Source organism: Streptomyces sp. NPDC086554 (assembly GCF_040686095.1).
In the GTDB taxonomy this organism is placed as follows: Bacteria; Actinomycetota; Actinomycetes; order Streptomycetales; family Streptomycetaceae; genus Streptomyces.
This window is the reverse complement of the sequence record NZ_JBFBJK010000016.1, coordinates 193,602-217,482: the sequence shown is the minus strand read 5'-3', so window position 1 is coordinate 217,482 and position 23,881 is coordinate 193,602. Positions and strand designations below refer to the sequence as shown.

22 protein-coding genes and 1 pseudogene are annotated in these 23,881 nt (G+C 72.4%); 13 read left to right on the top strand and 10 right to left on the bottom strand.

Going from position 1 to position 23,881, the window contains the following annotated elements; translation table 11 throughout:
* Position 1 precedes the first annotated feature (1 nt).
* From meaB to AB0O76_RS26305, 3 genes are all read left to right on the top strand, one after another.
* A complete protein-coding gene (gene meaB / locus AB0O76_RS26315) occupies positions 2–1,006 on the top strand; it encodes a methylmalonyl Co-A mutase-associated GTPase MeaB (protein ID WP_365495947.1) in 1,005 nt (334 codons plus the stop codon).
* 212 nt (positions 1,007–1,218) lie between these two features.
* Positions 1,219–2,295, top strand: a complete 1,077-nt coding sequence (locus tag AB0O76_RS26310; protein ID WP_365495945.1) for an enoyl-CoA hydratase/isomerase family protein — start codon at positions 1,219–1,221, stop codon at positions 2,293–2,295.
* Complete coding sequence (locus tag AB0O76_RS26305) at positions 2,292–2,837, top strand: GNAT family N-acetyltransferase (protein WP_365495943.1); 546 nt, start codon at positions 2,292–2,294, stop codon at positions 2,835–2,837. Before AB0O76_RS26310 ends, AB0O76_RS26305 begins: the two co-directional genes overlap by 4 nt.
* Here AB0O76_RS26305 and AB0O76_RS26300 read toward each other — a convergent pair.
* From AB0O76_RS26300 to AB0O76_RS26290, 3 genes are all read right to left on the bottom strand, one after another.
* Positions 2,815–3,270 carry a hypothetical protein gene (locus AB0O76_RS26300; protein WP_365495941.1) on the bottom strand — a complete coding sequence of 152 codons (456 nt, stop codon included), beginning with the start codon at positions 3,268–3,270 and terminating at the stop codon, positions 2,815–2,817. The genes AB0O76_RS26305 and AB0O76_RS26300 overlap by 23 nt on opposite strands.
* A 95-nt stretch (positions 3,271–3,365) precedes the next feature.
* Positions 3,366–4,103 carry an ABC transporter permease gene (locus tag AB0O76_RS26295; RefSeq protein ID WP_365495939.1) on the bottom strand — a complete coding sequence of 246 codons (738 nt, stop codon included), beginning with the start codon at positions 4,101–4,103 and terminating at the stop codon, positions 3,366–3,368.
* A gap of 2 nt (positions 4,104–4,105) precedes the next feature.
* On the bottom strand, positions 4,106–5,038 hold the full coding sequence (locus AB0O76_RS26290; RefSeq protein WP_365495937.1) for an ATP-binding cassette domain-containing protein: 933 nt from the start codon (positions 5,036–5,038) through the stop codon (positions 4,106–4,108).
* A 108-nt stretch (positions 5,039–5,146) separates the two neighbouring features.
* Here AB0O76_RS26290 and AB0O76_RS26285 point away from each other — a divergent pair, with 108 nt between their 5' ends.
* The 3 genes from AB0O76_RS26285 (at position 5,147) to AB0O76_RS26275 (ending at position 8,306) form a co-directional block, all read left to right on the top strand.
* Positions 5,147–6,364 (top strand): histidine kinase, encoded by a 1,218-nt coding sequence (locus AB0O76_RS26285; protein WP_365495935.1) that lies wholly within the window; start codon positions 5,147–5,149, stop codon positions 6,362–6,364.
* Between the two features lie 14 nt (positions 6,365–6,378).
* Positions 6,379–7,041 carry a response regulator transcription factor gene (locus AB0O76_RS26280; RefSeq protein ID WP_365495933.1) on the top strand — a complete coding sequence of 221 codons (663 nt, stop codon included), beginning with the start codon at positions 6,379–6,381 and terminating at the stop codon, positions 7,039–7,041.
* Between the two features lie 107 nt (positions 7,042–7,148).
* Positions 7,149–8,306 (top strand): ROK family transcriptional regulator, encoded by a 1,158-nt coding sequence (locus tag AB0O76_RS26275; RefSeq protein ID WP_365495931.1) that lies wholly within the window; start codon positions 7,149–7,151, stop codon positions 8,304–8,306.
* A 684-nt stretch (positions 8,307–8,990) separates the two neighbouring features.
* Here AB0O76_RS26275 and AB0O76_RS26270 read toward each other — a convergent pair.
* Positions 8,991–9,752, bottom strand: a complete 762-nt coding sequence (locus tag AB0O76_RS26270; protein WP_365495929.1) for a GntR family transcriptional regulator — start codon at positions 9,750–9,752, stop codon at positions 8,991–8,993.
* Positions 9,753–10,029: 277 nt separating this feature from the next.
* The gene (gene sigJ, locus AB0O76_RS26265) at positions 10,030–10,920 is read right to left on the bottom strand and encodes an RNA polymerase sigma factor SigJ (RefSeq protein ID WP_365495927.1); all 891 of its coding nucleotides are present in this window, start codon (positions 10,918–10,920) and stop codon (positions 10,030–10,032) included.
* A 190-nt stretch (positions 10,921–11,110) separates the two neighbouring features.
* On the opposite strand from sigJ, the gene AB0O76_RS26260 reads away from it, so the two are divergent.
* Positions 11,111–11,956: an alpha/beta fold hydrolase gene (locus tag AB0O76_RS26260; protein ID WP_365495925.1), complete on the top strand. Its 846-nt coding sequence runs from the start codon at positions 11,111–11,113 to the stop codon at positions 11,954–11,956.
* A 24-nt stretch (positions 11,957–11,980) separates the two neighbouring features.
* Here the strand turns inward: AB0O76_RS26260 and AB0O76_RS26255 are convergent.
* Positions 11,981–12,817: pseudogene (locus AB0O76_RS26255) on the bottom strand (DMT family transporter); the annotation flags it as partial.
* A 201-nt stretch (positions 12,818–13,018) separates the two neighbouring features.
* Here AB0O76_RS26255 and AB0O76_RS26250 point away from each other — a divergent pair.
* Positions 13,019–14,461, top strand: coding sequence for a PLP-dependent aminotransferase family protein (locus AB0O76_RS26250; RefSeq protein WP_365495984.1), 1,443 nt, complete (start codon positions 13,019–13,021; stop codon positions 14,459–14,461).
* On the opposite strand, the gene AB0O76_RS26245 is transcribed toward AB0O76_RS26250, so the two are convergent.
* Complete coding sequence (locus AB0O76_RS26245) at positions 14,419–14,829, bottom strand: VOC family protein (RefSeq protein ID WP_365495923.1); 411 nt, start codon at positions 14,827–14,829, stop codon at positions 14,419–14,421. The genes AB0O76_RS26250 and AB0O76_RS26245 overlap by 43 nt on opposite strands.
* Positions 14,830–15,114: 285 nt before the next feature.
* Between AB0O76_RS26245 and AB0O76_RS26240 the strand changes: the two genes are divergently transcribed.
* Positions 15,115–16,698, top strand: coding sequence for an alkaline phosphatase D family protein (locus AB0O76_RS26240; protein ID WP_365495921.1), 1,584 nt, complete (start codon positions 15,115–15,117; stop codon positions 16,696–16,698).
* Positions 16,699–16,863: 165 nt separating this feature from the next.
* A complete protein-coding gene (locus AB0O76_RS26235) occupies positions 16,864–18,264 on the top strand; it encodes a GNAT family N-acetyltransferase (RefSeq protein WP_365495983.1) in 1,401 nt (466 codons plus the stop codon).
* On the opposite strand, the gene AB0O76_RS26230 is transcribed toward AB0O76_RS26235, so the two are convergent.
* Positions 18,212–19,438: a PLP-dependent transferase gene (locus AB0O76_RS26230; RefSeq protein WP_365495919.1), complete on the bottom strand. Its 1,227-nt coding sequence runs from the start codon at positions 19,436–19,438 to the stop codon at positions 18,212–18,214. The genes AB0O76_RS26235 and AB0O76_RS26230 overlap by 53 nt on opposite strands.
* A 60-nt stretch (positions 19,439–19,498) precedes the next feature.
* Between AB0O76_RS26230 and AB0O76_RS26225 the strand changes: the two genes are divergently transcribed.
* Together AB0O76_RS26225 and AB0O76_RS26220 are read left to right on the top strand one after the other, a co-directional pair.
* Entirely contained in the window at positions 19,499–20,011 is a 513-nt protein-coding gene (locus AB0O76_RS26225) for an Lrp/AsnC family transcriptional regulator (RefSeq protein WP_365495917.1), read from the top strand.
* A 35-nt stretch (positions 20,012–20,046) separates the two neighbouring features.
* Positions 20,047–21,750 carry a DUF885 domain-containing protein gene (locus AB0O76_RS26220; RefSeq protein ID WP_365495915.1) on the top strand — a complete coding sequence of 568 codons (1,704 nt, stop codon included), beginning with the start codon at positions 20,047–20,049 and terminating at the stop codon, positions 21,748–21,750.
* Positions 21,751–21,762: 12 nt separating this feature from the next.
* Here the strand turns inward: AB0O76_RS26220 and AB0O76_RS26215 are convergent, their stop codons facing one another.
* Positions 21,763–22,608, bottom strand: coding sequence for an SDR family oxidoreductase (locus tag AB0O76_RS26215; protein ID WP_365495913.1), 846 nt, complete (start codon positions 22,606–22,608; stop codon positions 21,763–21,765).
* A gap of 68 nt (positions 22,609–22,676) precedes the next feature.
* Positions 22,677–23,183, bottom strand: coding sequence for a rhodanese-like domain-containing protein (locus AB0O76_RS26210; RefSeq protein ID WP_365495911.1), 507 nt, complete (start codon positions 23,181–23,183; stop codon positions 22,677–22,679).
* Between the two features lie 240 nt (positions 23,184–23,423).
* Between AB0O76_RS26210 and AB0O76_RS26205 the strand changes: the two genes are divergently transcribed.
* Positions 23,424–23,870: an Lrp/AsnC family transcriptional regulator gene (locus AB0O76_RS26205; protein WP_135333921.1), complete on the top strand. Its 447-nt coding sequence runs from the start codon at positions 23,424–23,426 to the stop codon at positions 23,868–23,870.
* The last annotated feature ends 11 nt before the right edge of the window (positions 23,871–23,881 follow it).

The window sequence follows — 23,881 nt, the reverse complement described above, 5'->3', positions numbered from 1 at the left end:
CATGGCGGCGCCGCGGATCGACATCGACGCGTACGTCAAGGGCGTACTCGACGGGAAGCGAGCGCAGATCGCGCGCGCGATCACACTCGTCGAGTCGACCCGCCCCCAACACCGTTCCCTCGCCCAGGAGTTGCTGACCCAACTGCTCCCGCACAGCGGGCGGGCGCGGCGGATCGGCATCAGCGGGGTGCCCGGCGTGGGTAAGTCCACGTTCATCGACGCGCTCGGCACGATGCTGACGGGTCTCGGCCACCGGGTCGCGGTCCTCGCCGTCGACCCGTCGTCGACCCGTACGGGCGGCTCGATCCTCGGCGACAAGACGAGGATGGAACGCCTGTCGGTCGACCCCGCCGCCTTCGTACGCCCCTCCCCCACCGCGGGGACGCTGGGCGGGGTCGCGAAGGCGACGCGCGAGTCGATCGTGGTGATGGAGGCGGCGGGCTACGACGTGGTGCTCGTGGAGACGGTGGGCGTGGGCCAGTCGGAGACGGCGGTGGCCAACATGGTCGACTCGTTCCTGCTCCTCTCCCTGGCCCGCACCGGCGACCAGCTCCAGGGCATCAAGAAGGGCGTCCTTGAACTGGCGGACGTCCTCGCGATCAACAAGGCGGACGGCCCGCACGAACGGGACGCCCGCTCGGCGGCGCGTGAACTGGCGGGCGCCCTGCGCCTGATGCACCCGGCGGACGCGGCATGGACTCCCCCGGTACTCAGCTGCAGCGCCCGCGAATCCAGCGGCCTGGACGAGGTCTGGGACCGCCTGGAACAGCACCGCACGCTCTTGGACTCCACGGGCCGCCTGGCCGCCAAGCGACGCGACCAGCAGGTCGACTGGACATGGACCATGGTCCAGGACGAACTCCTGGACCGCCTCCGCGCCCACACCGAGGTACGGCTGCTGGCCCCTGGCCTTGAACAGGGTGTGCGGGAAGGGACGTTGACGGCGACGTCGGCGGCCGAGCGGATCCTGGAGGCGTTTCAGGGGATCGAAGGGGCGGGGCAGTGAGCCGGTTTCCAGCTGCGGGTGCGTCGTGGCTGGTCGCGCCCACGCGGCGGAGCCGCACATGAGCACAGCCCCGCGCCCCTTCGGGCGCGGCCCGCGGCCTGCGGGGGCCGGCCGCCCTCCCTCGCGCTCACGCCTTAGGCCCGGGCAATGTGACAGCCGTCCGCACGCGTGCTTTCACCCCCAAACGCCCAGCGAAGGAGCTAGCTCACCCCATGACGCCCGACTCCGTCGACGCCACCGCCCCGGTTCTCCTGCACACCCGCGGCCGCGCAGGACACATCGTCCTCAACCGGCCGCGCGCCATCAACGCCCTCAACCACGCCATGGTGCGTCTGATGGACCACGCCCTCACCGACTGGGAGCGGGACGACGCGATCCGGACCGTGGTGCTCACCGGGGCCGGTGAGCGGGGGCTGTGCGCCGGGGGTGACATCCGCTCCATTCACGACGACATCCGTGCGGGCGGCGGCGCCGCCTCGGTGGCGTTCTGGCGCGACGAGTACCGGCTCAATGCCCGCATCGCCCGCTTCCCGAAGCCGTACGTCGCCGTGATGGACGGCATCGTGATGGGCGGCGGTGTCGGCGTATCGGCGCACGGCAGCGTGCGGATCGTCACCGAGCGGTCCCGGATCGCCATGCCGGAGACCGGGATCGGCTTCGTGCCGGATGTCGGCGGTACGTATCTGCTGACGCGGACGCCCGGCGAGCTCGGCACCCATCTCGCGCTGACCGGCGCCGCGGTGGGCGCGGCGGACGCACTGCTGTGCGGCCTCGCCGATCACTTCGTGCCCTCGGAGCGGCTTGCGGACTTCACCCAGGCGCTTGCCGACTCGGACGTGGACGATGTTCTTGACGCGTACGCGGACACAGCGCCCCCAGGTGAACTGACCGCCCACCGCGAGTGGATCGACGCCTGTTACGCCGCCGACTCGGTCGAGGAGATCGTCGGCAGGCTGTACGACTGCGGCGACCCGGCGGCCAAGGAGGCGGCCGAGACCGTTCTCGCCAAGTCCCCCACGTCCTTGAAGGTCACCCTCGCCTCGCTGCGCCGGGCCCGCGCGCTCGCCACTCTTGAGCACGTACTTGAGCAGGAGTACCGCGTCTCCCGCACCGCGATCACCGCACCGGACATGGTCGAGGGCATCCGCGCCCAGGTCGTCGACAAGGATCGAAACCCGCACTGGTCCCCCGCCGAACTCGCCCAGGTGACCGACGCGCAGGTGGCCCGCCACTTCGAACGGCACGGCGACGGCGGGCTCGGCCTGGCCCCCGCGACGGGCCCGCGATGACCACGCTGCACACGCCGCGTCTCGTGCTCCGACGCTGGCGCGAGTCCGACATCACCCCCATGACCACCATCAACTCCGATCCTGAGGTGATGCGCTGGATCGGCGACGGCTCGGTGCGCGACCAGGAGGAGCAGACGCGGAGCAGTGTGGGGCTGTGGGAGCACGGGTGGGAGACCGAGGGGTTCGGGCTTTTCGCCGTGGAGATCCGCGCCACCGGTGAACTCGCCGGGCTCACCGGTCTTTCCGTGCCGCACTACCTGCCCGAGGTGCTGCCTGCCGTGGAGATCGGCTGGCGTCTGGGCCGCCCCTTCTGGGGGCGGGGCCTGGCCACCGAGGCGGCGCGCGCCGCGCTCGACTTCGGCCTCACCGTCCGCGGCCTGGGGCGGATCGTCAGCATCGTCCAGGTGGGCAACGACGCGTCGGAGCGCGTCATGAACAAGCTGGGCATGCGCGTGGAGCGAGGGACAGTGGATCCCGCCTGCGGCCGCGCCATCCGCGTGCACGCGGTCACCGCGCCCGCTACGGCGGATCGATCTCCGTGACGACGGCGATGAGCTGGAACGGCAGCTCCTTGTCCCACTGGGAGACGCCGAGGGCCACCCACCGCCCGTCGACGCGCCACAGGTGCAGGTCCGGCACCGAGGCGCTCAGCGAGCCCCACGGCTCCGGTATGTCCTCGCCCGCGCCGTCCTCGCCGCCGCTCAGCGTCCGCTCGAAGAGGCTGTCGAGGCTGAATCTGTCCGGCGCTCCCCAGCGGTCGGCCAGGAGCACCGAGAGGCCGTCGCGCTCGGCCTCGTACTGCTCCTCGGCCGCCTCCCGCTCCGTGCCGTCGCCCTCCCAGAATTCCTCGCTCGTGAGTAACTCGGCGATGTGATAGCCGGGACCACCGGCGCCCGCGTCCGACCTGCCGTGCTCCGCGGGGAACTCCCGGGAGCACAGCAGGTCGATCGTGGCGAGATGCTGTGCCGTACTCATGACATCCAGTAAAGCGGCCACCACTGACAACTGGCCCGCCGTCAGGCCCCCGGGGTCACGATCCGGCCGCCGGGCCCCAGGGTGACGATCCGGCCTCAGGCATCGCGCCGCCGCACCGCCCACCACCCGGCGAGCAGCGCGGCCGCCGCCCACGCCGCCGAGACGGCAAGTCCCGCCCAGGGGCCGAGCGTTCCCGTCGGGTCCTCGTGGAGGACCTGCTGGCCCGCCCTGTCGGGCAGGTAGGCGGCCACTCCGGTCGCGATGTCCCCGACCACAAAGGACACGATCAGCGTGAAGGGGATGAGGATGCTCAGTACGGCGACTCCGCTGCGCAGCACCATGGTCAGGCCCGCAGCGAGCAGCGCCATGAGGGCGAGGTAGATCCCGCCGCCGACGCACGCGCGCACCGCCCCGTCATGGCCGAGGCCGATGGCCGCGTCCCCCATGAAGGCCTGCCCGGACAGGAACGCCGCAAAGCTGGTGACGATGCCCGTGGCCAGGGCGAGCGCGCCCACCACCGCGACCTTGGCGCCGTAGAAGAGCCCTCTCCTCGGCACCGCGGAGAGCGAGATCCGCAGGGCGCCGTTCACGTACTCGGATGACATCGCCGTCGTACCGAAGCTGATGGCCGCGATCTGGCCGAAGTTGAGCGCATAGAAGGCGCCGAAGAGCGGTTCGAAGTCGGCGTTGTCCGACTCCGCCTCGCCGACCGTGGCGAACGCGAGGACCGTGATGGCGACGGTGGCGACGAAGACGGAGATCAGCGAACCGAGGCTGGCCCGCACCGACTTGATCTTGATCCACTCCGAGTGGAGCACGGCGGTCGTCGACATGGTCAGGCCTCCTGGCGTGGCTTGGGGGCGGCGGCCGCGAACTCGGTGTCGCCGGCCGTGAGGGAGAGATAGGCCTGCTCCAAGGGGGCCTGCTCGTCGGAGAGTTCGAGGATGGGGATGCCGTGCCCGGCCGCGATCGAGCCGATCTCCTCGGCCTTCACGCCGTCGACGGTCCAGCGGCCGTCGTCCCCCGCCGCCAGCACGTGCCCCTTTCCAGCCAGGACGTCGCGCAGGCGGTCGTGTTCCGGAGTGCGAAGGCGGACCCGGGGGCTGCTGTGAGCCTCGATGAAATCCCGCATCGGGGTGTCGGCGAGCAGCTTGCCCCTGCCGAGGACGACGAGGTCGTCGGCGAACGTGGCCGTCTCGTTCATCAGATGGCTGGACACCAGGACCGTGCGGCCCTCGCGGGCGAGCCTGCGCATCAACTCGCGGATCCAGATGATGCCTTCGGGGTCCAGGCCGTTGGACGGCTCGTCCAGGAGCACGACGCGCGGGTCGCCGAGCAGCGCGCCCGCGATGCCCAGGCGCTGGCGCATGCCCAGGGAGTACGTCTTGATGCGGCGCCCGGCCACCTTGGTGAGCCCCGTCTCCTCCAGGACCTCGTCGACGCGGCGCACGGCGATGCGGTTGCTGACGGCGAGGGCGAGCAGGTGGTTGCGTGCGGTGCGCGAGCCGTGGGCGGCCTGGGCGTCGAGCAGCGCCCCCACGTGGCGCAGGGGTTCGTCGAGGGACGCGTAGGAGCGGCCGCCGACCGTCGCGGTCCCCGAAGTGGGCCGGTCGAGGCCGAGGACGAGGCGCATGGTGGTGGACTTGCCGGCGCCGTTGGGGCCGAGGAATCCGGTGACCCGGCCGGGCCGGACGGTGAACGTCAGTCCGTCGACCGCGCGGGTGGTGGCGTACTCCTTGGTGAGCTGTTGGACGTCGATGCTGGTCATGGGCCAAGCCTCGCGGCCGGGGCACCATCGGGGCTTCCCCCGCCCGGGGATACCCTCTCCCCCTCACGGGGGAGCCGTGCGCCGCCTCCCACCTGGCACGATGGCGGGATGCCCCGCTTCCTCAGGCCTCTTACGCGCGCCGTCACCTACACCCGGTGGCTGCACATGCTCGTCGGCTCGGGCATCGCGTTGATCTCCGCGTTCGCCTACCCCGGCCTGGACGACCCCTCGTTCAGTGACTGGATGGTGATCGTGACGCTGCCCATCCCCCTGGTCGCCGCGGCGGCTCTGGTGCCCGCCATGCGCCGGGCGGAGGGGCTCCAGGCGCGGCTGATGCTCATTCCCGGGCAGCACGCGCGCGTGAAGGGCGGTGGCGATGACTCGGGCATCTCCGTGACGCCGTCGGCCTCCTGGAGCGACCGCGGCAGGACGGCGCTGTGGCTGGTGCTGCGCCTGGAGGCGGGATGCGCGGCCGGCTTCGTCACCGTCCAGTGCTTCGGGACCGCCCTCGGCCTCCTGGGCGGGGCGACGGAACCTCCCGACAGCTCGGGCGTGCTCGTCCCTCTCCCCGGCCAGGGCTGGGCCAACCCGCTGCTCGTGCCGATTCCCCTCGCGGTGCTCATGGCGCTGGTCGTGGTGGCGGGCCGGCTGATGACCGCCGCCGCCCGCAGGCTGCTCGGCCCCTCCCCCTCCGAGCGGCTCGCCGCCCTGGAGGAGCGCACCGAGCAGCTCCTCGAACGCGCCCGGATCGCGCGGGAGCTGCACGACTCCATCGGTCACGCCCTGACCGTCGCGGTCGTCCAGGCGGGTGCCGCGCGGGCCGCCGCCGACCCCGAGTTCACCGACCGCGCCCTCGACGCGATCGAGGAGACCGGCAGAGCCGCCCTCGAAGACCTGGAGCGTGTCCTGCGGGTGCTGCGCGAGGACGAGCGGCGGCCCGCGAGCCGGCGCCCCACGCTCGCCGACGCCGAACGCCTCCTGGAGTCCGCACGCGCCTCGGGAGCGAAGGTCGACACCGAGGTGACGGGCCCCCTGGAGAGCGTCCCCGGACCGGTGTCCCGCGAGGGCTACCGCATGCTCCAGGAGTCCCTCACCAATGTGCTGCGCCACTCCGGTCCGGTGCCGGTGCGGGTGCGCATCGCGGTCGACGGCGGGGTCCTGGACATGAACGTGCGCAACGCGCTGCCCGCAGGAACACCGGCGACCGGCCGGGGCGGCAGCGGTCTTCGCGGCATCCGCGAGCGCGCCACGCTGCTCGGCGGCCGGGCCACCACGGGGCCGTACGACGGCGAGTGGCAGGTGCACGTCGAGCTGCCCCTTGGGTGATCTACGCTGACCGGATGCCGGTCACAGTGCTCCTGGTCGACGACGAACCCCTCGTACGCACGGGCCTGCGCGCCGTTCTGGAGGCGCAGCCGGACATCGAGGTGGTCGGCGAGGCGGCCGACGGCGCCGCGGTGATCCCCCTGGTGCGGCAGCTGCGGCCCGACGTGGTCGCCATGGACGTACGCATGCCACTCCTCGACGGCATCGAGGCCACGCGCGCGGTCCTGCGCACCGTCCAGGACCCTCCGAAGATCCTCGTCGTGACGACCTTCGAGAACGACGAGTACGTGTACGAGGCGCTGCGCGCGGGCGCCGACGGTTTCCTGCTCAAGCGCGCCAGGCCCGCGGAGATCGTGAACGCGGTCCGTCTTGTCGCCGAGGGCGAGTCGTTGTTGTTCCCCGCTGCGGTGCGGCAGCTGGCGGGCGAGTACGGGCGGCGCCCCGGCAACGCGGCGGCCAGGGACGCGCTGGACCGGGCGGCGCTGACCGAACGCGAGGCGGACGTGCTGCGGCTGATGGCGCGCGGCCTGTCGAACGCGGAGATCGCCGCGGAGCTGATCGTCGGCGCCGAGACGGTCAAGTCCCATGTGAGTTCCGTGCTCGGGAAGCTGGGGGCCCGCGACCGGACGCAGGCGGTGATCGCCGCGTACGAATCCGGTTTCGTCGCGCCGGGCTGAGCGGCGGCCGACCGGCAATCTCCGTCACCGGCGGGCCCGGCACTCGCAGCGGCCCGCCCCTGCGAGTACGATCCGCCCATCATGCGCACGAGCTGGGAGGACGGACGTTGGGGCGGCTGACCGGCGGGGATCCCTCTCTGCTGCGGCGGATCAACTCCGCGGTGGTGCTGCACGCGCTGCGTGCGGCGGACTTCGCGACACTCACCGAGATCACCCGGGTGACCGGCCTGTCCAGGCCCACCGTCGAGGGGGTCGTCGAGGGGCTCATCGAGGCCGGGCTCGTGGTGGAGACCGCCGCCGAGGAAGGCGCTGCCCGACGCCAGGGACGCCCCGCACGGAGGTTCCGCTTCCGCGCGGAAGCAGGCCATCTGCTGGGCCTGGAGATCGGCCCGCACCGGGTGGCAGCGGTGTTGTCGGACCTCGACGGCCGGGTCCTTGGCACGACGGCCAAGGACGTCGACGAGACCGCCCCGGCGGACGAACGCATCGAGCGCCTGCGCACGGCGGTCGCGGACCTTCTGCGCCGCGCCGGGATCGCCCGCAGCTCGCTGCGCGCGGTCGGCGTGGGCAGCCCCGGCATCGTGGAGGCGGACGGCACGGTGCGCCTGGGCACGGCCCTTCCGGAGTGGACGGGGCTTCCCCTGGGCGAGCGCCTCCGCCGGTCGTTCAAGTGCCCGGTCCTGGTGGAGAACGACGCGAACACGGCGGCCGTCGCCGAACACTGGAAGGGCGCGGCGACCGAGGTCGACGACGTCGTTTTCGTACTGGCCGGTCTCAGCCCGGGAGCCGGTGCGCTGATCGGCGGCCGGCTGCACCGCGGCTACGGCGGCGCGGCGGGCGAGATCGGCGCCCTCCATCTACTGGGCCGTGACGTCACCCCCGAGACGCTCCTCTCGACCACGGACGAGCCACTGCACCCGCTCGACGAGCAGGCGGTGGCCGAGGTGTTCGCACACGCGCGTGAGGGCGACGAGCGGGCTCAGCAGGCCGTCGAGCGCTTCATCCAGCGCCTGGTGCACGACGTGGCGGCACTGGTCCTCGCCCTGGACCCCGAACTGGTCGTGGTCGGCGGCTGGGCGGCCGGCCTGGACGGCGTACTGGATCCCCTGCGAAGGGAGTTGGCCCGCTACTGCCTGCGCCCACCCCGGGTAGCACTGTCGATGCTCGGCGAGGCAGCGGTGGCAACGGGCGCACTGCGCCTGGCCCTCGACCATGTCGAGGAGCAGCTCTTCGCGGTGGAGGGGACGGTTACCGCGCGGCGGTGAGGCCGCACGGGATCGGGCGTCAGGCCGGGCCCCAGCTTCAGGAGGCGGGCGCTCCGGGCTGCGGTGGCGACCGGCGCGCGGCGTTGAGTCCGTGTGGGACGCACGGCGGCAGGCCGCGCGTGACCACCGGGCGGCCGACTTCAGAAGGCGCGGCGCGGCGGCGGCACGCTGCGTTGAGGCGGTCGCTCGGGATGCCCGGCGGCAGGACGGCCGAGGGCGAGCGACCAGCATCAGGAGGCGGGCGCTCCGGGCTGCGGTGGCGACCGGCGCGCGGCGTTGAGTCCGCGCGGGACGCCCGGCGGCAGAACGGCCGAGGGCGGGCGACCAGCATCAGGAGGCGGGGGTTCCGAGCTGCGGTGGCGACCGGCGCGCGGCGTTGAGTCCGCGTGGGACGCCCGGCGGCAGGACGCGCCTAAAGCCGGAGTGCGGCTTCAGAAGGCGCGGTGTTCCGGGCTGCGGTGGCGACGGCGCGCGGCCCCTCTCCCTCGACCTCATCAAGGAGCAGCCGTTCAGCGTGAGAGCGGCGGTCACCGCGCGGCGTTGAGGTCGTGCGGGATACCTGGCGTCAGGCCGCACCCAAAGCCGGACGGCCGACTTCAGAAGGCGCGGCGCGGTGACGGCACGCTGCGTCGAGGCCGCTCGGGATGCCCGGCGTCAAGCCGTCCGAGGGCGGGCTGTCCCGGTTCAGGAAGCGCGGCGTTCCGGGCCGTGGTGGATTTCGACGCCGCCTGCGTCGCCGAAAGTGAGGCGGCAGGTGTCGGCGCGGTATGTCGCCACCGAGACCGCGGCCGTGCGGCCCTCGGAGAAGAAGCGGGTCGTCACGACGAGGACCGGTGCTCCGGGGAGGCGGTCGAGGGCCTTGGCGTCGTCCGCGCGGGCCGAGCCGAGCTCGACGGCCCGGTCCTGTCCCTCGAGGCCGAGCCGCTGCAGCTCGCGCAGCACCGCACGCGCGCGTGCCGCTCCCGACGGGGCGTCGATGGCGGAGAGTTCGGGGACCGACGACATGGGTACGTAGAGGAGTTCGGCCGCTACGGGCTGGCCGTGCGAGACGCGCGTGCGGCGCACGACGTGCACCGGCTCGTCGGGGAGGGACGCGAGGACCCGGGCCACGTCCGCGGGCGGGACCGCCGGCGCGCAGTCCGCGGGCTGCCAGGCGTCGCCGACCGCACCCGGCCACGTGCCCTGCGCCGACCCGACGGCCACGCCCATCCGCGGCGGGGCGACGGTCGTGCCGACACCGCGGCGCCGCTGCAGCCTGCCTTCCAGCTCCAGCTGCTCGAGCGCCTGACGGAGCGTGGCTCGTGCGACGCCGAACCGGGCGGCGAGATCACGTTCGTTGGGCAGGATCTCGCCCACGGCGAACTCGGAGTCGAGTGCCTCGCTGAGCACCGTCTTGAGGTGCCAGTACTTCGGCTCCGGCGCCGTTTCCAGCTGCGTGGTCCCCACCCTGTCCTCCGCAATCGCCGTGTACCCGCGGCGTTTAAGCGCCCTTGTTTATTAAAGGTTCCTGCACTATCTCTGGCGACCATAGGCCCGCACCCACCCTTGGTCAAGACCAATCCTCGATCCGTTACAGCGCGCACAGGGCCGATGCCACAGAGCATTCACGCGATGTTGGCGCCGCGTCACGCACTCGTAGCGAACAAGACAAAACCCCCGCCCTGAGTGGACGGGGGTTGGCCGAATGCCGCTACGGGACCGCCAATTGGCCGCTAATTGGACGCTATGAGGCCAGACCGGCGAGTTTGTCCGGGTTGCGGATGATGTACAGGTCCTTGATCTGGCCGTCGGTGACGTCGAGTTGGAAGACGACGTCCGGCTTTCCGTCGACCAGGCCGAGCACCGCACCTGCGCCGTTGAGCTCGACGAAGCGGAACTCGACCTCCGCGTCGGCCGGAATGCCCTTGCGGGCCGCGCCGATGAGGAAGCGGCCCACCTTGTCGGCCGTCTCGATGACCCGCAGCGGAGCCTTGGCCTTGCCGCCGCTGTCGCCCACCAGGCGGACGTCCGGGGCCAGCAGGGACATCAGCCCGTCCAGGTCGCCTTCGGCCGCCGCGGCCAGGAAGCGCTCCGTCAGGTCCCTGCGCTCGTCCGGGTCGACTTCATAGCGCGGCCGCTTCTCGTCGACGTGCTTGCGGGCCCGCGCGGCGAGCTGCCGCACGGCCGGCTCGCCACGGTCCAGCGTGGCGGCGATCTCCGAGAACGGGAAGCCGAACGCCTCCCGCAGCACGAACACCGCACGTTCCAGGGGCGAGAGGGACTCCAGGACCACCAGGACGGCGAGCGACACGGAGTCGGCGAGCACCGCCTGCTCCGCGGTGTCGGGGACGGTCGGCCCGAAGTCCGTGACCAGCGGCTCGGGCAGCCATGGCCCCACGTACGACTCGCGCCGCGACTGCACATGGCGCAGCCGGTCGATGGCGAGGCGCGTCGTAATGCGCACCAAGTAGGCACGCGGTTCGCGTACTTGCGCGTGGTCGGCCGCCGACCAGCGCAGCCACGCGTCCTGCACGACATCCTCCGCGTCGGCCACCCGGCCGAGCATGCGGTAGGCCACGCCCATCAGGACGGGCCGGTGTTCTTCGAAGTCGCTGGTCGCGGTGTCCATTGCCACCTCTCCATCCCAGCCGACGGATTCCCCGCTGTCCAGGCGAAAAGGGTGCGGCGCGGCACACACCCTTGAACAGCGCCGCACACACCCTTGAACTGGGAGCTACTGAGCGGTAATTGTTGCTGACAAGGTGTCTACAAGGTGACCCGTTTGTTGAGGGGACCGTCGTCCGGCGGCGGGGACAGGAGCAGCAATGGCCACAGAGGTGTCCTTCAGCATCGAATCGCCCGACGGCCCCCGGACACTGTCCGTCGCCCACGAACGCGCGGGGAAGGGCGAGCCGCTGCTCCTGCTGCACGGCATCGGGCACCACCTCCAGGCCTGGGACCCGGTGTTCGGGATTCTCGCCACGGAGTACGACGTCATCGCCGTGGACCTGCCGGGCTTCGGCGCGTCCCCCGCGCTGCCCGAGGGTCTCGCGTACAACGCCTCGACGGTGGTGTCCGTGCTCGGCGCGCTGTGCGAGGCCCTGGAGATCGAGCGCCCGCACGTGGCGGGCAACTCGCTCGGCGGCCTGCTCGCCCTGGAACTGGGCCGGGAGAAACTGGTGCGCTCGGTCACCGCGCTCTCCCCGGCCGGGTTCTGGAGCCCCGCCGAGCGGCGGTACGCGTTCACCACGCTGCTCGCGATGCGGCACGGAGCACGGCTCCTCCCGCTGCCCGTGATCGAGCGGCTCGCCGCGACGGCCGCCGGGCGGGCCGCGCTGACCAGCACCATCTACGCCCGTCCTGGGCGCCGTTCACCCGAGGCCGTGGTCGCCGAGACGCTCGCGCTGCGCGGCGCCACAGGGTTCGAGGAGACCCTGGCCGCCGGCCGCGACGTACTCTTCGCCGACGACGTGCCCGGACTTCCGGTCACCGTCGCGTGGGGCAGCCGTGACCGGATCCTGCTGCGCCGCCAGGGCATCCGGGCCAAGCACGCGGTCCCCGACGCCCGGCTCGTGCGGCTGCCCGGCTGCGGGCACGTCCCCATGAACGACGACCCGGCTCTGGTCACGCGCGTCATCACCGACACCTGCCGCCGCGCCGCGGCCGCGTAGTACTCCCGAGCCCAGGGCGACACCGGCGCCGACCAGCGCGCTGCCCACGGCCTGCGGGACGCCGTAGGTGCCGGTGCCGACCAGCGGGGCCGTGCAGGCCGCCGCCACGGGAATGAGGCCGGAGAAGAGGGTGGCCCGCTCGGCGCCGATGCGCTGGATGCCCGAGTACCAGCAGACGAACCCGACGACGGTGACGATCGCCGCCTGCCACAGCAGTGCCGCCGCCTCGGTGGCGTCGGGCATCCGCAGCCACCCGCCTCCGTCGATCACGACCCCGATGACGGCGGACTCCAGCGCGGCGATCCCGCACACGGTGGCGGAGAGCAGCTTCGGGCCGAGCGGCCGCAGGACGGGGACCGCGAGCACCGCGAACCCGACCTCGCCCGCGAGCGCGCCCACCGAGAAGGCGATGCCCACCGCGTCGGTGCGCCCCCACCCCTGCACGGTGAAGGCACCCGCGGCGACGATCAACGCGCCGTACATGACGGCTCGTTGTGGGCGGCGGCCCTCCAGGAGCGGCACGATGACGGCCACGACGACCGGCGCGCACCCTACGAGGACACCCGGTACGGCAGGTTCCGCCGTGCGTTCGGCGGCGAGGATCGCCAGGTTGAAGCCGACCATGCCGACGGCCGCGAGGAGCGCGAGGCGCCCCCACTGGCGGTGGGTGAGACGGCGCAGCGGTCGGGTGCCGCCGCGGCCGAGCAGCGGCAGGAGCAGCAGGCAGGCGAGGGCGTAGCGGAGGAACTGCCCACCGGCGTACGGGTAGTCGCCGAGGAGGCTGTTGGCGGTGAAGGAGCCGCCTACGAGGAGGCAGGCGATGGCGGCGAGCAGGGAGCCGCGGGTGAGGTTCGCGTTCATGCCCCTGACGCTAGGAAGGGACGCGGACCGGTTTAAGGTCCACTTCCGGGGTCTGTTGGGGGACCACTTTCCGACCGGGGCCGCGTCCCCGGGGCGGCTCAGGGGGTGCGTGTACCGGTGACATCGGGTTCGGGTGGCGAGGGCGGCGAGGGTGAAGTTGCCGATGGCGCGCACACGGCGCCGGGCACCCCGGCATGGGAGCTGCTGCTCCCCGCCGCGGCCGCGCCCGCCCGCAGCCGTGGCCGCAGCCTCCAGTCGGCGCTGCGCGACGCGGTCAGGTCCGGGCGGCTCGCTCCGGGGACGCGGCTGCCGTCTAGCCGTGCCCTCGCCGCCGACCTGGGCGTCTCACGGGGGCTTGTCACGGAGGCGTACGAGCAGCTGACGGCCGAGGGCTATCTGCGCAGCGACCGCGGGGCGGGGACCTGGGTGGGCGGCGCGGCACGGGCGGCCGAGCGAGGGGCGCGCGATCTGGCTCCGCGTCCGGCCCACGCGCGCGTGGACTTCATCGCGGGGACCCCCGACCTGTCCCTGTTCCCGCGTTCGGCGTGGGCGGCGGCGCACCGCGGCGTCCTGGCCGATCTGGCGCACGACCAGCTCGGCTACCCGGACCCGCGCGGCCTGCCCCGTCTTCGTACGGCCCTTGCCGAACTCCTGACGCGGCGCCGGGGTGTGGTCGCCGACCCGGAGGGCGTCGTCGTGTGCTCCGGAGTGGCGCAGGCGATGGCGCTCATCGGGTTCGTGCTGCACGCGCGCGGGGTGCGCACCGTCGGAGTCGAGGACCCCGGAAGCCCGCAGCACGACGAGCTGTTCGCCTCCGCGGGCGTCTCCACCGTGCCGGTGCCGCTCGACGACGAGGGTGTCCTCACCGACGTACTGAGGGAGCGTGGTGTGCGCGCGGTCGTCACCACGCCCGCCCACCAGTTCCCGCTGGGCATCGGGTACTCGGCCCGGCGGCGCGCCGAACTCCTCGACTGGGCCCGCGCCGTGGACGGCCTGGTCGTCGAGGACGACTACGACGGGGACTTCCGCTACGACCGCACCCCGGTGGGCGCGCTGCAGGGGCTCGACCCCGGACATGTCGCATACACCGGCTCTGTCAGCAAGTCACTTGCTCCGGGGCTGCGTCTGGGCTGGCTGCTCGTGCCCGACGCGATGACCGAGGAGGTCGTCGCCCGCAAGCGCATGATGGACCTCGGCAATCCCGTCCTCGACCAGGCGCTCTTCGCCCGCCTGGTCGAACGGGGGGACTACGACCGGCAGTTGCGCCGCTGCCAGCGCGCTTACCGGGAGCGGCGCGACGCGCTCGTCACGGCCCTTGCGGAGCACTTCCCCGGATCCGAGGTCAGCGGCATCGCCGCCGGACTCCATGTCATCGCCCGGCTGCCCGGCCTCTGGGGGCCGCAGGATGCCTTTCTGCGGCGGGCGGCGGCGGCCGGGGTCGCGGTGCGGCCGCTCAGCCACTACGAGCACGCCGACGACGCGGCGCGGGGCCCGGGCCTCGCGCTCGTCCTCGGTTACGCCCATCTGTCCCCCGCGCGCATCGCCGAGGGGGTGCGTCTCCTTGCCGATGCGGTGCAGGAGTTGGACCACGCCGGTGCGGTTCAGGAGTTGGACCACGCGCGCGTGCAGAGCACCAGGCGGTAGCCGTCGGGGTCCTCGACGGTGACGCCCCATTCGTTCCAGTACGGATTGGGCGACAGGACGCGCTTGCCGCCGTGCTCCTCCAGGCGCGCCACCATCTCGTCGGGCACGGGCCCGTCGAGGTAGACGACGAGCAGGTCCTCCTCGGTGGGCCGGGGCTCGACGGGACGCGCCGCCTCGTGGACGAGTTCCAGGTGCCAGGAGGCGTCAGGACGGCCGAGCATGAGCAGGTCGTGCTCGCCGGGAGCGGAACCGCCGTTCGCGCGGTAGACGACGTCAAGGCCGAGCCCGCCCGCCCAGAAGCGCTCCGCCGCCGCGAGGTCACGGGACGGACGGGCGACACGGATGTGGCTCTGGCCGTTGAACGGCATGGGACTCCCCCTTCGGTGCGGCACGCTCGGCCGCGCACTGCCGGCGCGCTCTGCCGCGCGCCACTGGTGTGAGCGTAGGCAGCGAGTGATCTTGCAGCCATCGGCCGTTGGGCCTCGGTCCGTCGCCCCAGGGGTATGGGGCGGGGGACGTAGGCCATGTGGTGTTCGCACACCGGTTCCCTTGTCCCCATGGGCAGTTGTTCACTTGTGGTTTGCGTGTGCGCCGCGGCGCACCGTTAGTTGTGGCCCTGCACACTGGTCGGACCTGTCGCTGGAGGCGCATTCATGTCACACCCGATGCCGAGCCCGTCCCCCCGCCGCCGCAGCGTGCTGCGCGGCTCCCTCGCCCTGCCCGCGGCGCTTGCCGTGCCCGCCGTGGCCGGGGCCGCTCCCGCGTTCTCCCTCTCGGGACGCCCGCGGGCCGAGTGGGGCGTGCAGGCCGGTGACGTGACCGCGCACGCGGGCCTGGTGTGGGTGCGCTCCGACCGTCCGGCCCGCATGATCGTCGAGACGTCCGCCACCGAGTCGTTCCGCAACCCCACCCGCCGGCACGGCCCGGTGCTCGGCCCGGACACGGACTTCACGGGAACCACCCGGCTGCGCGGGCTGCCCGCCGGCGAGCAGATCCACTACCGCGTGGTCCTCGCCGACCCCGACGACCCGAGACGTACCGGCGAACCGGTCACCGGCACCTTCCGTACGCCACCGAAGAAGCGCATGGACGGCGTGCGCTTCCTGTGGTCGGGCGACATCGCGGGCCAGGGGTGGGGCATCAACCCGGACCGCGGCGGCTTCACCGTCTTCGAGGACATGCGCCGCAGGAACCCGGACTTCTTCCTGTGCAGCGGCGACACCATCTACGCCGACGGGCCCATCCTGCCGAGCGTCACGCTGCCCGACGGCCGCGTGTGGCGGAACGTCACCACGGAGGAGAAGTCGAAGGTCGCCGAGACGCTCAAGGAGTTCCGCGGCGCCTTCCGATACAACCTGCTCGACGAGAACGTGCGGCGCTTCAACGCGCAGGTGCCCTCCATCGTGCAGTGGGACGACCACGAGGTGCGCAACAACTGGTACCCGGGGCAGATCCTGGAGGACGACCGCTACACGGAGAAGAACGTGGACGTGCTCGCGGGGCGCTCGTTGCGGGCGTTCAGCGAGTACTTCCCCATCTCCACGCTGCCGGCGGGCGACAAGGACGGGCGGGTGTACCGGGTCCTTCGGCACGGTCCGCTGCTCGATGTGTTCGTCCTCGACATGCGCTCGTACCGCAACGCCAACTCGCCCGGCAGGCAGCCCGAAGAGGCCACCGGCATCCTCGGCGCCGAGCAGCTGAGCTGGCTCAAGCGCGAGCTGTCGCGCTCGCGCGCCGTGTGGAAGGTGATCGCGTCGGACATGCCGCTCGGTCTGATCGTGCCCGACGGCAAGGTGAACTTCGAGGCGGTCGCCCAAGGGGATCCCGGCGCACCCCTTGGCCGCGAGCTGCAGATCGCCGAGCTGCTGCGGCACATCAAGCACCGCGGGATCACGGGAACGCTGTGGCTGACCGCCGATGTGCACTACACGTCGGCGCAGCACTACGACCCCTCGCGGGCGGCGTTCAAGGACTTCGCGCCGTTCTGGGAGTTCGTGTCGGGGCCGCTGGCCGCGGGCGGTTTCCCGGCGCTGAAGCTCGACGGGACGTTCGGTGCCGAGCAGCGGTTCGTGAAGGCGCCGAACCGCGCCAACACCTCACCGGCCGAGACGCCGCAGTACTTCGGCGAGGTCGACATCGACGGCGGGAGCGGCGAGCTGACGGTGCGGCTGCGGCAGGAGGGCGGCGAGGTCCTCTTCAGCAAGGTGCTGCAGCCGGGACGGGTGGGGCAGGACTGAGCGCAACCCGCGGACGGTCGGCCGGCGTCACCTAGAACGTCAAGTCCGGACCCGAAGCGGGAGCGAATAGTCATCAAAGGGGCAAAGGGCGTCTTAACCCATCAGTCACAAAGCGTTCGTGATCACGCAACACCCTTCCTTCACAGTGACGGTATGAGTGCTGACATGTCTGATGTGACGCGAACGAAGCATGGCCGCCCCGTCCACCACTGGCGGCGGGACCTGGTCGAGTTGGCCGCCCTCTTCACGGCCGTGGCCGTGGCCGACGCGGTGGCGAACCTGATCGGGCACGGCCCCGACGGCGCCGCCCTGCTGGTGATCTCGGCCGTGGTGCTGATCGCCACGGCCGGGTTCCACACATGGTGGGCACGGCGCCACAACCACGCACCTCCGACGGCGGACGATACCGGTGCCCGGCCGGCCGGGCACCACACGGAACACTCCACCGGAGCGACCACCCTGTGGCGGATGCGCACCACGGTGCGCGACGAGCCGGGCTCGCTGGCCGCCCTGTGCACGGCCCTGGCACACGGCCGGGTCGACATCCTCAGCCTGCAGGCGCACCCGCTGGCCGAAGGCACCGTGGACGAGTTCCTGCTGCGCGCGCCCGAGGAGCTCTCCGCGGCCGAGATCACCCGGGGGGTCTCGCACGCCGGCGGCTCGGGCACCTGGATCGAGCGGGCGGACGCCCACGACCTGGTGGACGCCCCCACCCGCATCCTGGGCCTCGCCACCCGTACCGCCCTCGACGCGGCCGAACTGCCGCTCGCGCTGCGCCAGTTGCTGGGCCGGTGCACCATCCGCTCACTGCCCGCCACGTCTCAGGACACGGCCGCTGCGGATGCCACCGCCGACGGCGCACCCGTCGAGGGCGTCCTGGAAGGGACCGTGCTGCGGCTGCGGGCACCGGAGGGCGAGGTGATCACGGTGGAGCGGCCGTATCTGCCGTTCACGCCCACCGAGTTCGCCCGCGCCCGTGCCCTGGTGGAGCTGGACACCCGGCTCGGCCCGCGCATCCCGCGCAGCCAGGACGTGCTGACCCTCGCCGAGGGCAACTCCATCACCGTGCGCCGGGCCGACACCGCCGACGTCGAGGCCGCCAAGGCCATGCACGACCGCTGCTCGCGGCGCACCCTGAGCATGCGCTACCACGGCCCGGTGCGCGACGCCGACCGCTACCTCAACCACCTGCTCAGCCCGCGCTTCGGCCGCACCCTGGCGGTGCAGACCGCGTCCGGCCGCATCGTGGGCATCGGGCATCTCCTCTGGGACGGCGACGAGACGGAGATCGCGCTGCTCGTCGAGGACGAGTGGCAGCGCCGCGGCATCGGCACCGAGCTCCTCGGCCGCCTGGTGGGTCTGGCGGTCGAGGCGAGCTGCGAGAGCGTGTACGCGGTGACGCAGGCGTCCAACACCGGCATGGTCGCCGCGATGCGCGGTCTCGGCCTCCCGCTCGACTACCAGATCGAGGAGGGCACGCTGGTCATCACGGCCCGGCTCGACGCGACGCCGGTCATCTCGCGGCTGCCGTACGACGCGAGCTTCGAGCCCCAGCGGGCGGAGTAGCGGGGACCGGGCCGAGCGCCTGGTCGAGGTCCTGCCAGAGGTCCTCGACGTCCTCAAGCCCCGCCGACAGGCGCAGCAGGCTGTCGCTGACGCCGGACGAGCGGCGGTCCGCCGGGTCCACGACGCGGTGGCTGATGGACGCCGGATGCTGGATGAGCGTGTCGACGCTGCCGAGACTGACCGCCGGGGTGATCAGACGCACCCCGGCGGTCACCGCGTGCGGGTCGCCGCGCACCTCGAAGGCGACCATGGCGCCGCCGATCCGCGGGTAGTGCACGCGCTCCACCCTCGGGTCGGCGGCCAGCCTGCGCGCGAGCTCCGCCGCGTTCGCGGAAGCGGCCCGCACCCGGACCGGCAGCGTGGCAAGGCCGCGAAGGAGCAGATAGCCGGCGAGCGGATGCAGCACCCCGCCGGTGGCGAACCGCACCTGGCGCAGCTGCCGCGCGAACTCCCCGTCGCACGCCACCACACCGCCCAGGACGTCGCCGTGACCGCCCAGGTACTTGGTGGCGCTGTGCAGCACGAGCCGCGCCCCGCTCTCCACCGGACGCTGCAGCACGGGCGTCGCGAAGGTGTTGTCGGCGAGCAACGGCACGGTCCCGCAGGCGTGGGCCACCGCCTCCAGATCGAGTTCGGCGAGCGTCGGGTTGGCGGGCGACTCGACCATCACCAGGCCCGTATCAGGCCGGATGGCGTCGGCGATCCCGGCCGGGTCGACCCACGTCACCTCGGAGCCGAGCAGGCCCGCCGTAAGCAGGTGATCGCTGCACCCGTACAAAGGGCGGACCGCGACGACGTGCCGCAGGCCCGCGGCACCACGGACCAGCAGGACGGCGGTCAGCGCCGCCATGCCGCTCGCGAAGGCGACCGCGCTCTCGGTGCCTTCGAGCCGGGCGAGCGCGGTCTCGAACCGGGCCACGGTCGGATTCGCCAGACGGGCGTATACGGGCGGACCGTCGTCCAGGGCGCCGTCGGCGGCGAACGCGTCGATCCGCGCGGCCTCACCCCGGGTGTCGTACGAGGGGTAGGTGGTGGACAGGTCGATCGGTGCGGCGTGCAGGCCGAGTCCCGCGAGGTCGTCGCGTCCGGCGTGCACCGCCTCGGTGGCCAGGGCGCGTGCCGCCGTCGGGGCGCGGTGGCCGGATCCGGTACGGGGTTCCGTGTTCGTGTCCATGCCGATGATGCTGAACAAAGGCCGATGACCGGTCGTTGAATCCCGTGCTACGTTCGGCGAGTGGCTGAAAATGTCGTACTGGACGCGGTGGATCTCCGCATATTGCGGCTGCTGCAGAACGATGCCCGGACCACCTACCGCGATCTCGCGGTACAGGTCGGCGTCGCGCCGTCGACCTGCCTCGACCGGGTCTCCCGGCTGCGGCGCTCCGGTGTGATCCTCGGGCATCAGCTGCGGCTCGATCCGGCGAAACTCGGCCGCGGCCTGGAGGCGCTGCTCTCCGTGCAGGTCCGGCCGCACCGGCGTGAACTGGTCGCCCCGTTCGTGGAGCGGGTCAGGGCGCTGCCGGAGTCCCGCTCCGTCTTCCACCTCACGGGCCCCGACGACTATCTCGTGCACGTGGCGGTGTCCGATGCCGCCGATCTGCAGCGGCTCGTCCTGGACGAGTTCACCTCACGGCGCGAAGTGGCCCGCGTGGAGACGCGGTTGATCTTCCAGCAGTGGGAGTGCGGGCCGCTCCTGCCGCCCCGGTCCGAAGCCGCCGAGCCGGGGGAAGCCCGCAGCGAATCTTGATGACGCGGGCCGGTCCGTCGTACGAGTATGTCCGCATGTCAGACACGAAGCTCCCGGTCCAGAACCCGCTGCCGCGCGAGATCGCCGACGCGTACGTCGACGAGCTCATCGTCCTCAACCCGATCGAGGGCACCTACCTCGGCGTCAAAGCCAGCCACAGCAGGCTCCCCGACGCCTCGCCCGCCGGCCAGGAGGCCCTCGCCGAGCTGGCCCGCACGACCCTCGCCCGGCTCGACGAGGCCGAGCGCGCGCCCGGCGCCGACAGCGACGCCGAACGACGCTGCGCACGGCTGCTGCGCGAGCGGCTGACCGCCGAACTCGCCATGCACGACGCGGACGAGGGGCTGCGCGCGGTCGGCAATCTGCACACCTTCCCGCACGCCGTACGGGAGATCTTCGCCGTGACGCCCGCCGAGACGGAAGAGGACTGGGCGACGATCGCCGAACGCCTGCGGGCGGTGCCCGCCGCGTACGCCGGATATCGCGCATCACTCGAACTCGGCCTGGAACGCAAGCTGTTCGCCGCGCCGCGCCCCACCGCCACCTTCATCGGACAGCTCGGCGAGTGGGCCACGTCCGGCGGCGACGACCGCGGCTGGTTCGAGGAGTTCGCCGCGGACGGTCCCCCGGCGCTGCGCGCCGAGCTCGACGCCGCCGCGCGCGCCGCAACCGAGGCCGTCGTCGCCCTGCGCGACTGGATGCGGGACGTCTACGCGCCCGCGATCGAGGGCGCCCCCGACACGGTGGGCCGCGAGCGCTACGCCCGCTGGTCGCAGCACTTCAACGGGGCCGACCTCGACCTCGACGAGGCGTACGCGTACGGCTGGTCCGAGTTCCACCGGCTCCTTGCCGAGATGCGGGCCGAGGGCGAGAAGATCCTGCCCGGCGCGGCCACGCCGTGGGTGGTCCTCGCCCATCTCGACGAGCACGGCGCGCACATCGAGGGCGTGGACGAGGTACGGGTCTGGCTCCAGGAGCTGATGGACGAGGCGATCGAGGCGCTGGACGGCACGCACTTCGAACTCGCCGAGCGGGTACGGAAGGTGGAGTCCCACATCGCGCCGCCCGGCGGCGCGGCCGCTCCCTACTACACGGGCCCTTCCGAGGACTTCTCGCGGCCGGGGCGGACCTGGCTGCCGACGATGGGCGAGACCCGCTTCCCCGTGTACGACCTGGTCTCCACCTGGTACCACGAGGGCGTGCCCGGCCATCACCTCCAGCTGGCCCAGTGGGCGCACGTCGCCGAGAACCTCTCCCGCTACCAGGCCACGCTCGGCATCGTCAGCGCCAACGCGGAGGGCTGGGCGCTGTACGCGGAGCGGCTCATGGACGAGCTCGGGTTCCTCACCGACCCGGAGCGCAGGCTCGGCTATCTGGACGCGCAGATGATGCGCGCACTGCGGGTCATCGTCGACATCGGCATGCACCTGGAGCTGGAGATCCCGGCGGACTCGCCCTTCCGCCCCGGCGAGCGCTGGACACCGGACCTCGCGCAGGAGTTCTACGACGCGCACTGCAGCCGCCCCACGGACTACGTGGCCAGCGAGATGACCCGCTATCTCTCCATCCCCGGCCAGGCCATCGGTTACAAGCTGGGCGAGCGTGCCTGGCTGCTCGGCCGCGAGAACGCGCAGCGGCGGCTCGGCGACGCGTTCGACGCGAAGGCGTGGCACATGGCCGCACTGTCGCAGGGGTCGCTGGGATTGGACGACCTGGTGGACGAGTTGTCGGCGCTCTGATCGGCTCCACCCTCAGCGGCGGAACCCGCCCTCGGAGCCGATCACCTGCCCGGTGATCCACGCGGCTTCATCCGTGGCCAGCCACGCGATGAGCCGGGCCGGATCATCGGGCACGCCCCACCGCCCGGCGGGGAATCGTGCGGCGATCGCGTCGTAGTCCTCCCCGACGCGGTAATCCGTGTCCACCGGGCCCGGGTTGACGGTGTTCACCGTGACCGCGAGGTCGGCGAGCGTCGTCGCCAGGGAACGCGTCGCGGAGGCGAGCGCGCCCTTCTGCAGGCTGTACGCGATCTCGTCGGGCATGCCGCCCGCGATGTCCTGCCCGGAGGTCATCATCACGACGCGGCCGCCGGGCGTGCGGGGCGGCAGCGCGGCCCGCAGCCGGGCGTACGCCTGCACGAGCAGGATCACCGAGCGGGTGTCCACCGCCCAGTGGGTGTCGAGCATGGCGGCGTCGATGCCGTCGAGGGTGCCGTCGTCGCCGCTGACGGCGTGGTTGGCGACGAGGATGTCGATCCGCCCGCCGAGCGCGTCGGCGGCCGTGGCGATCAGTTCACCCGGTGCGGCGGGGTCCGCGAGGTCGCCGGGCCCGTCGTGGACCCGCGCCCGCGGGTCGCCGAGCACGGCCCGCACTCCGGCGGCGACGTCCGCGGGACGGTCGGCGCCCCACGGCATCGCGGCGTCGTGCGGCACGTGGTGATGCAGATAGAGGTTCGCTCCGTACGCGGCAAGACGCCGGGCCACGGCATAGCCGATGCCGCCGCGCCTGCTGGCTCCCGTGACCAGGGCGGTGCGCCCGCGCAGGGGCAGCGGATCGCGCCGCAGCTCTTCGGGGGTGGGGTGCGGGAGAAGGGGCATGACAGATCATCATGCGCGGTACGGGGCCCGGGCGCACGGGAGTTTGCGGCGCCCGGGAGCGGCGCGGCTCAGCAGCCGCAGTCCTCCGCGTCCTCGGGCGCGGTGAGCGGGTCCGGGGCACGCCGCTCACTGCCCTCCCACGTCTCGAACTCGAAGCCCTCGCGCACCCAGTACTCGAAGCCGCCCAGCATCTCCTTGACCTGGAAGCCGAGTTCGGCGAGGGCGAGGGCGGCACGGGTCGCGCCGTTGCAGCCGGGGCCCCAGCAGTAGGTGACGACCGGGACGGACTTGTCGAGGAGCTGCTCGGCCTGCTGCGGGATGAGCGCGGTGGGCAGGTGGATCGCGCCGGGGACATGGCCCTGGTCCCAGCTCGCGGTCGACCGGGAGTCGATCACGACAAAGCCCGGGTCGCCGTCGGCCGCGAGTGCCGCGGCGACATCGGACACATCGGCGTGGAAGGCGAGACTCGCACCGAAGTACGCGGCAGCCGCGGCCGGCGATGCGGGCGACACGCGGAGAACGGGGTTGGGGGCGGCGGTGGCGGCGGGGCTCGGGGTCTGCGTCGTTGTGCTCATGGCCAGAAATCTACGGGCGTGACGGCCGCCTCTGAAGGGCCGATCCTCGGTGCAGAGGATGATCGGCCGGGGATTCCCCGGCACTTTCCGCACACCGCCGGTCAATGCCCGATCCGGTGCGCGTACGTCGCGGAAGCCGGGCGAGAGCCGCACCCGGCGGCCCCGGAACCGCCCCACGCAGAAAGCCGATCCCCGGTCAACCCCTTGATCGGCCGGGAAATCCCCTGTTACCTCTCCCTCATGACCGGTTATTCCACGGACGCCACCGACTGGCGCATCCTCGACGTCCTCCAGCGCGAGGGCCGTGCCAGCTATGCCGAGCTGGCCCGGGCCGTTGCCATGTCCCCGAGCGCCGTCACCGAACGGGTCCGCCGGCTCGAGGAGGCGGGCGTGATCCAGGGGTACGCGGCCGTGGTGGACCCCGAGCGGCTCGGCCTGCCGATCCTCGCGTTCGTCCGCCTGCGCTATCCCAACGGCAACTACAAGCCGTTCCACGACCTGGTGGAGGTGACCCCGGAGATCCTGGAGGCGCACCACGTCACGGGCGACGACTGCTTCGTGATCAAGGTCGCGGCGCGCTCGATGAACCACCTGGAGGAGGTCGCGGGGCGGATCGGCGCGCTGGGGTCGGTGACGACGAGCGTCGTCTATTCGTCGCCGCTGCCGAGGCGCCCTCTGGGCCGCTGAGGCGGCGACCG

Coding starts and splice junctions, on each gene's coding strand:
- meaB (WP_365495947.1), top strand. CDS start 2: ATGGCGGCGCCGCGGATCGACATCGACGCGTACGTCAAGGGCGTACTC.
- AB0O76_RS26310 (WP_365495945.1), top strand. CDS start 1,219: ATGACGCCCGACTCCGTCGACGCCACCGCCCCGGTTCTCCTGCACACC.
- AB0O76_RS26305 (WP_365495943.1), top strand. CDS start 2,292: ATGACCACGCTGCACACGCCGCGTCTCGTGCTCCGACGCTGGCGCGAG.
- AB0O76_RS26300 (WP_365495941.1), bottom strand. CDS start 3,270: ATGAGTACGGCACAGCATCTCGCCACGATCGACCTGCTGTGCTCCCGG.
- AB0O76_RS26295 (WP_365495939.1), bottom strand. CDS start 4,103: ATGTCGACGACCGCCGTGCTCCACTCGGAGTGGATCAAGATCAAGTCG.
- AB0O76_RS26290 (WP_365495937.1), bottom strand. CDS start 5,038: ATGACCAGCATCGACGTCCAACAGCTCACCAAGGAGTACGCCACCACC.
- AB0O76_RS26285 (WP_365495935.1), top strand. CDS start 5,147: ATGCCCCGCTTCCTCAGGCCTCTTACGCGCGCCGTCACCTACACCCGG.
- AB0O76_RS26280 (WP_365495933.1), top strand. CDS start 6,379: ATGCCGGTCACAGTGCTCCTGGTCGACGACGAACCCCTCGTACGCACG.
- AB0O76_RS26260 (WP_365495925.1), top strand. CDS start 11,111: ATGGCCACAGAGGTGTCCTTCAGCATCGAATCGCCCGACGGCCCCCGG.
- AB0O76_RS26245 (WP_365495923.1), bottom strand. CDS start 14,829: ATGCCGTTCAACGGCCAGAGCCACATCCGTGTCGCCCGTCCGTCCCGT.
- AB0O76_RS26240 (WP_365495921.1), top strand. CDS start 15,115: ATGTCACACCCGATGCCGAGCCCGTCCCCCCGCCGCCGCAGCGTGCTG.
- AB0O76_RS26235 (WP_365495983.1), top strand. CDS start 16,864: ATGTCTGATGTGACGCGAACGAAGCATGGCCGCCCCGTCCACCACTGG.
- AB0O76_RS26230 (WP_365495919.1), bottom strand. CDS start 19,438: ATGGACACGAACACGGAACCCCGTACCGGATCCGGCCACCGCGCCCCG.
- AB0O76_RS26220 (WP_365495915.1), top strand. CDS start 20,047: ATGTCAGACACGAAGCTCCCGGTCCAGAACCCGCTGCCGCGCGAGATC.
- AB0O76_RS26215 (WP_365495913.1), bottom strand. CDS start 22,608: ATGCCCCTTCTCCCGCACCCCACCCCCGAAGAGCTGCGGCGCGATCCG.
- AB0O76_RS26210 (WP_365495911.1), bottom strand. CDS start 23,183: ATGAGCACAACGACGCAGACCCCGAGCCCCGCCGCCACCGCCGCCCCC.
- AB0O76_RS26205 (WP_135333921.1), top strand. CDS start 23,424: ATGACCGGTTATTCCACGGACGCCACCGACTGGCGCATCCTCGACGTC.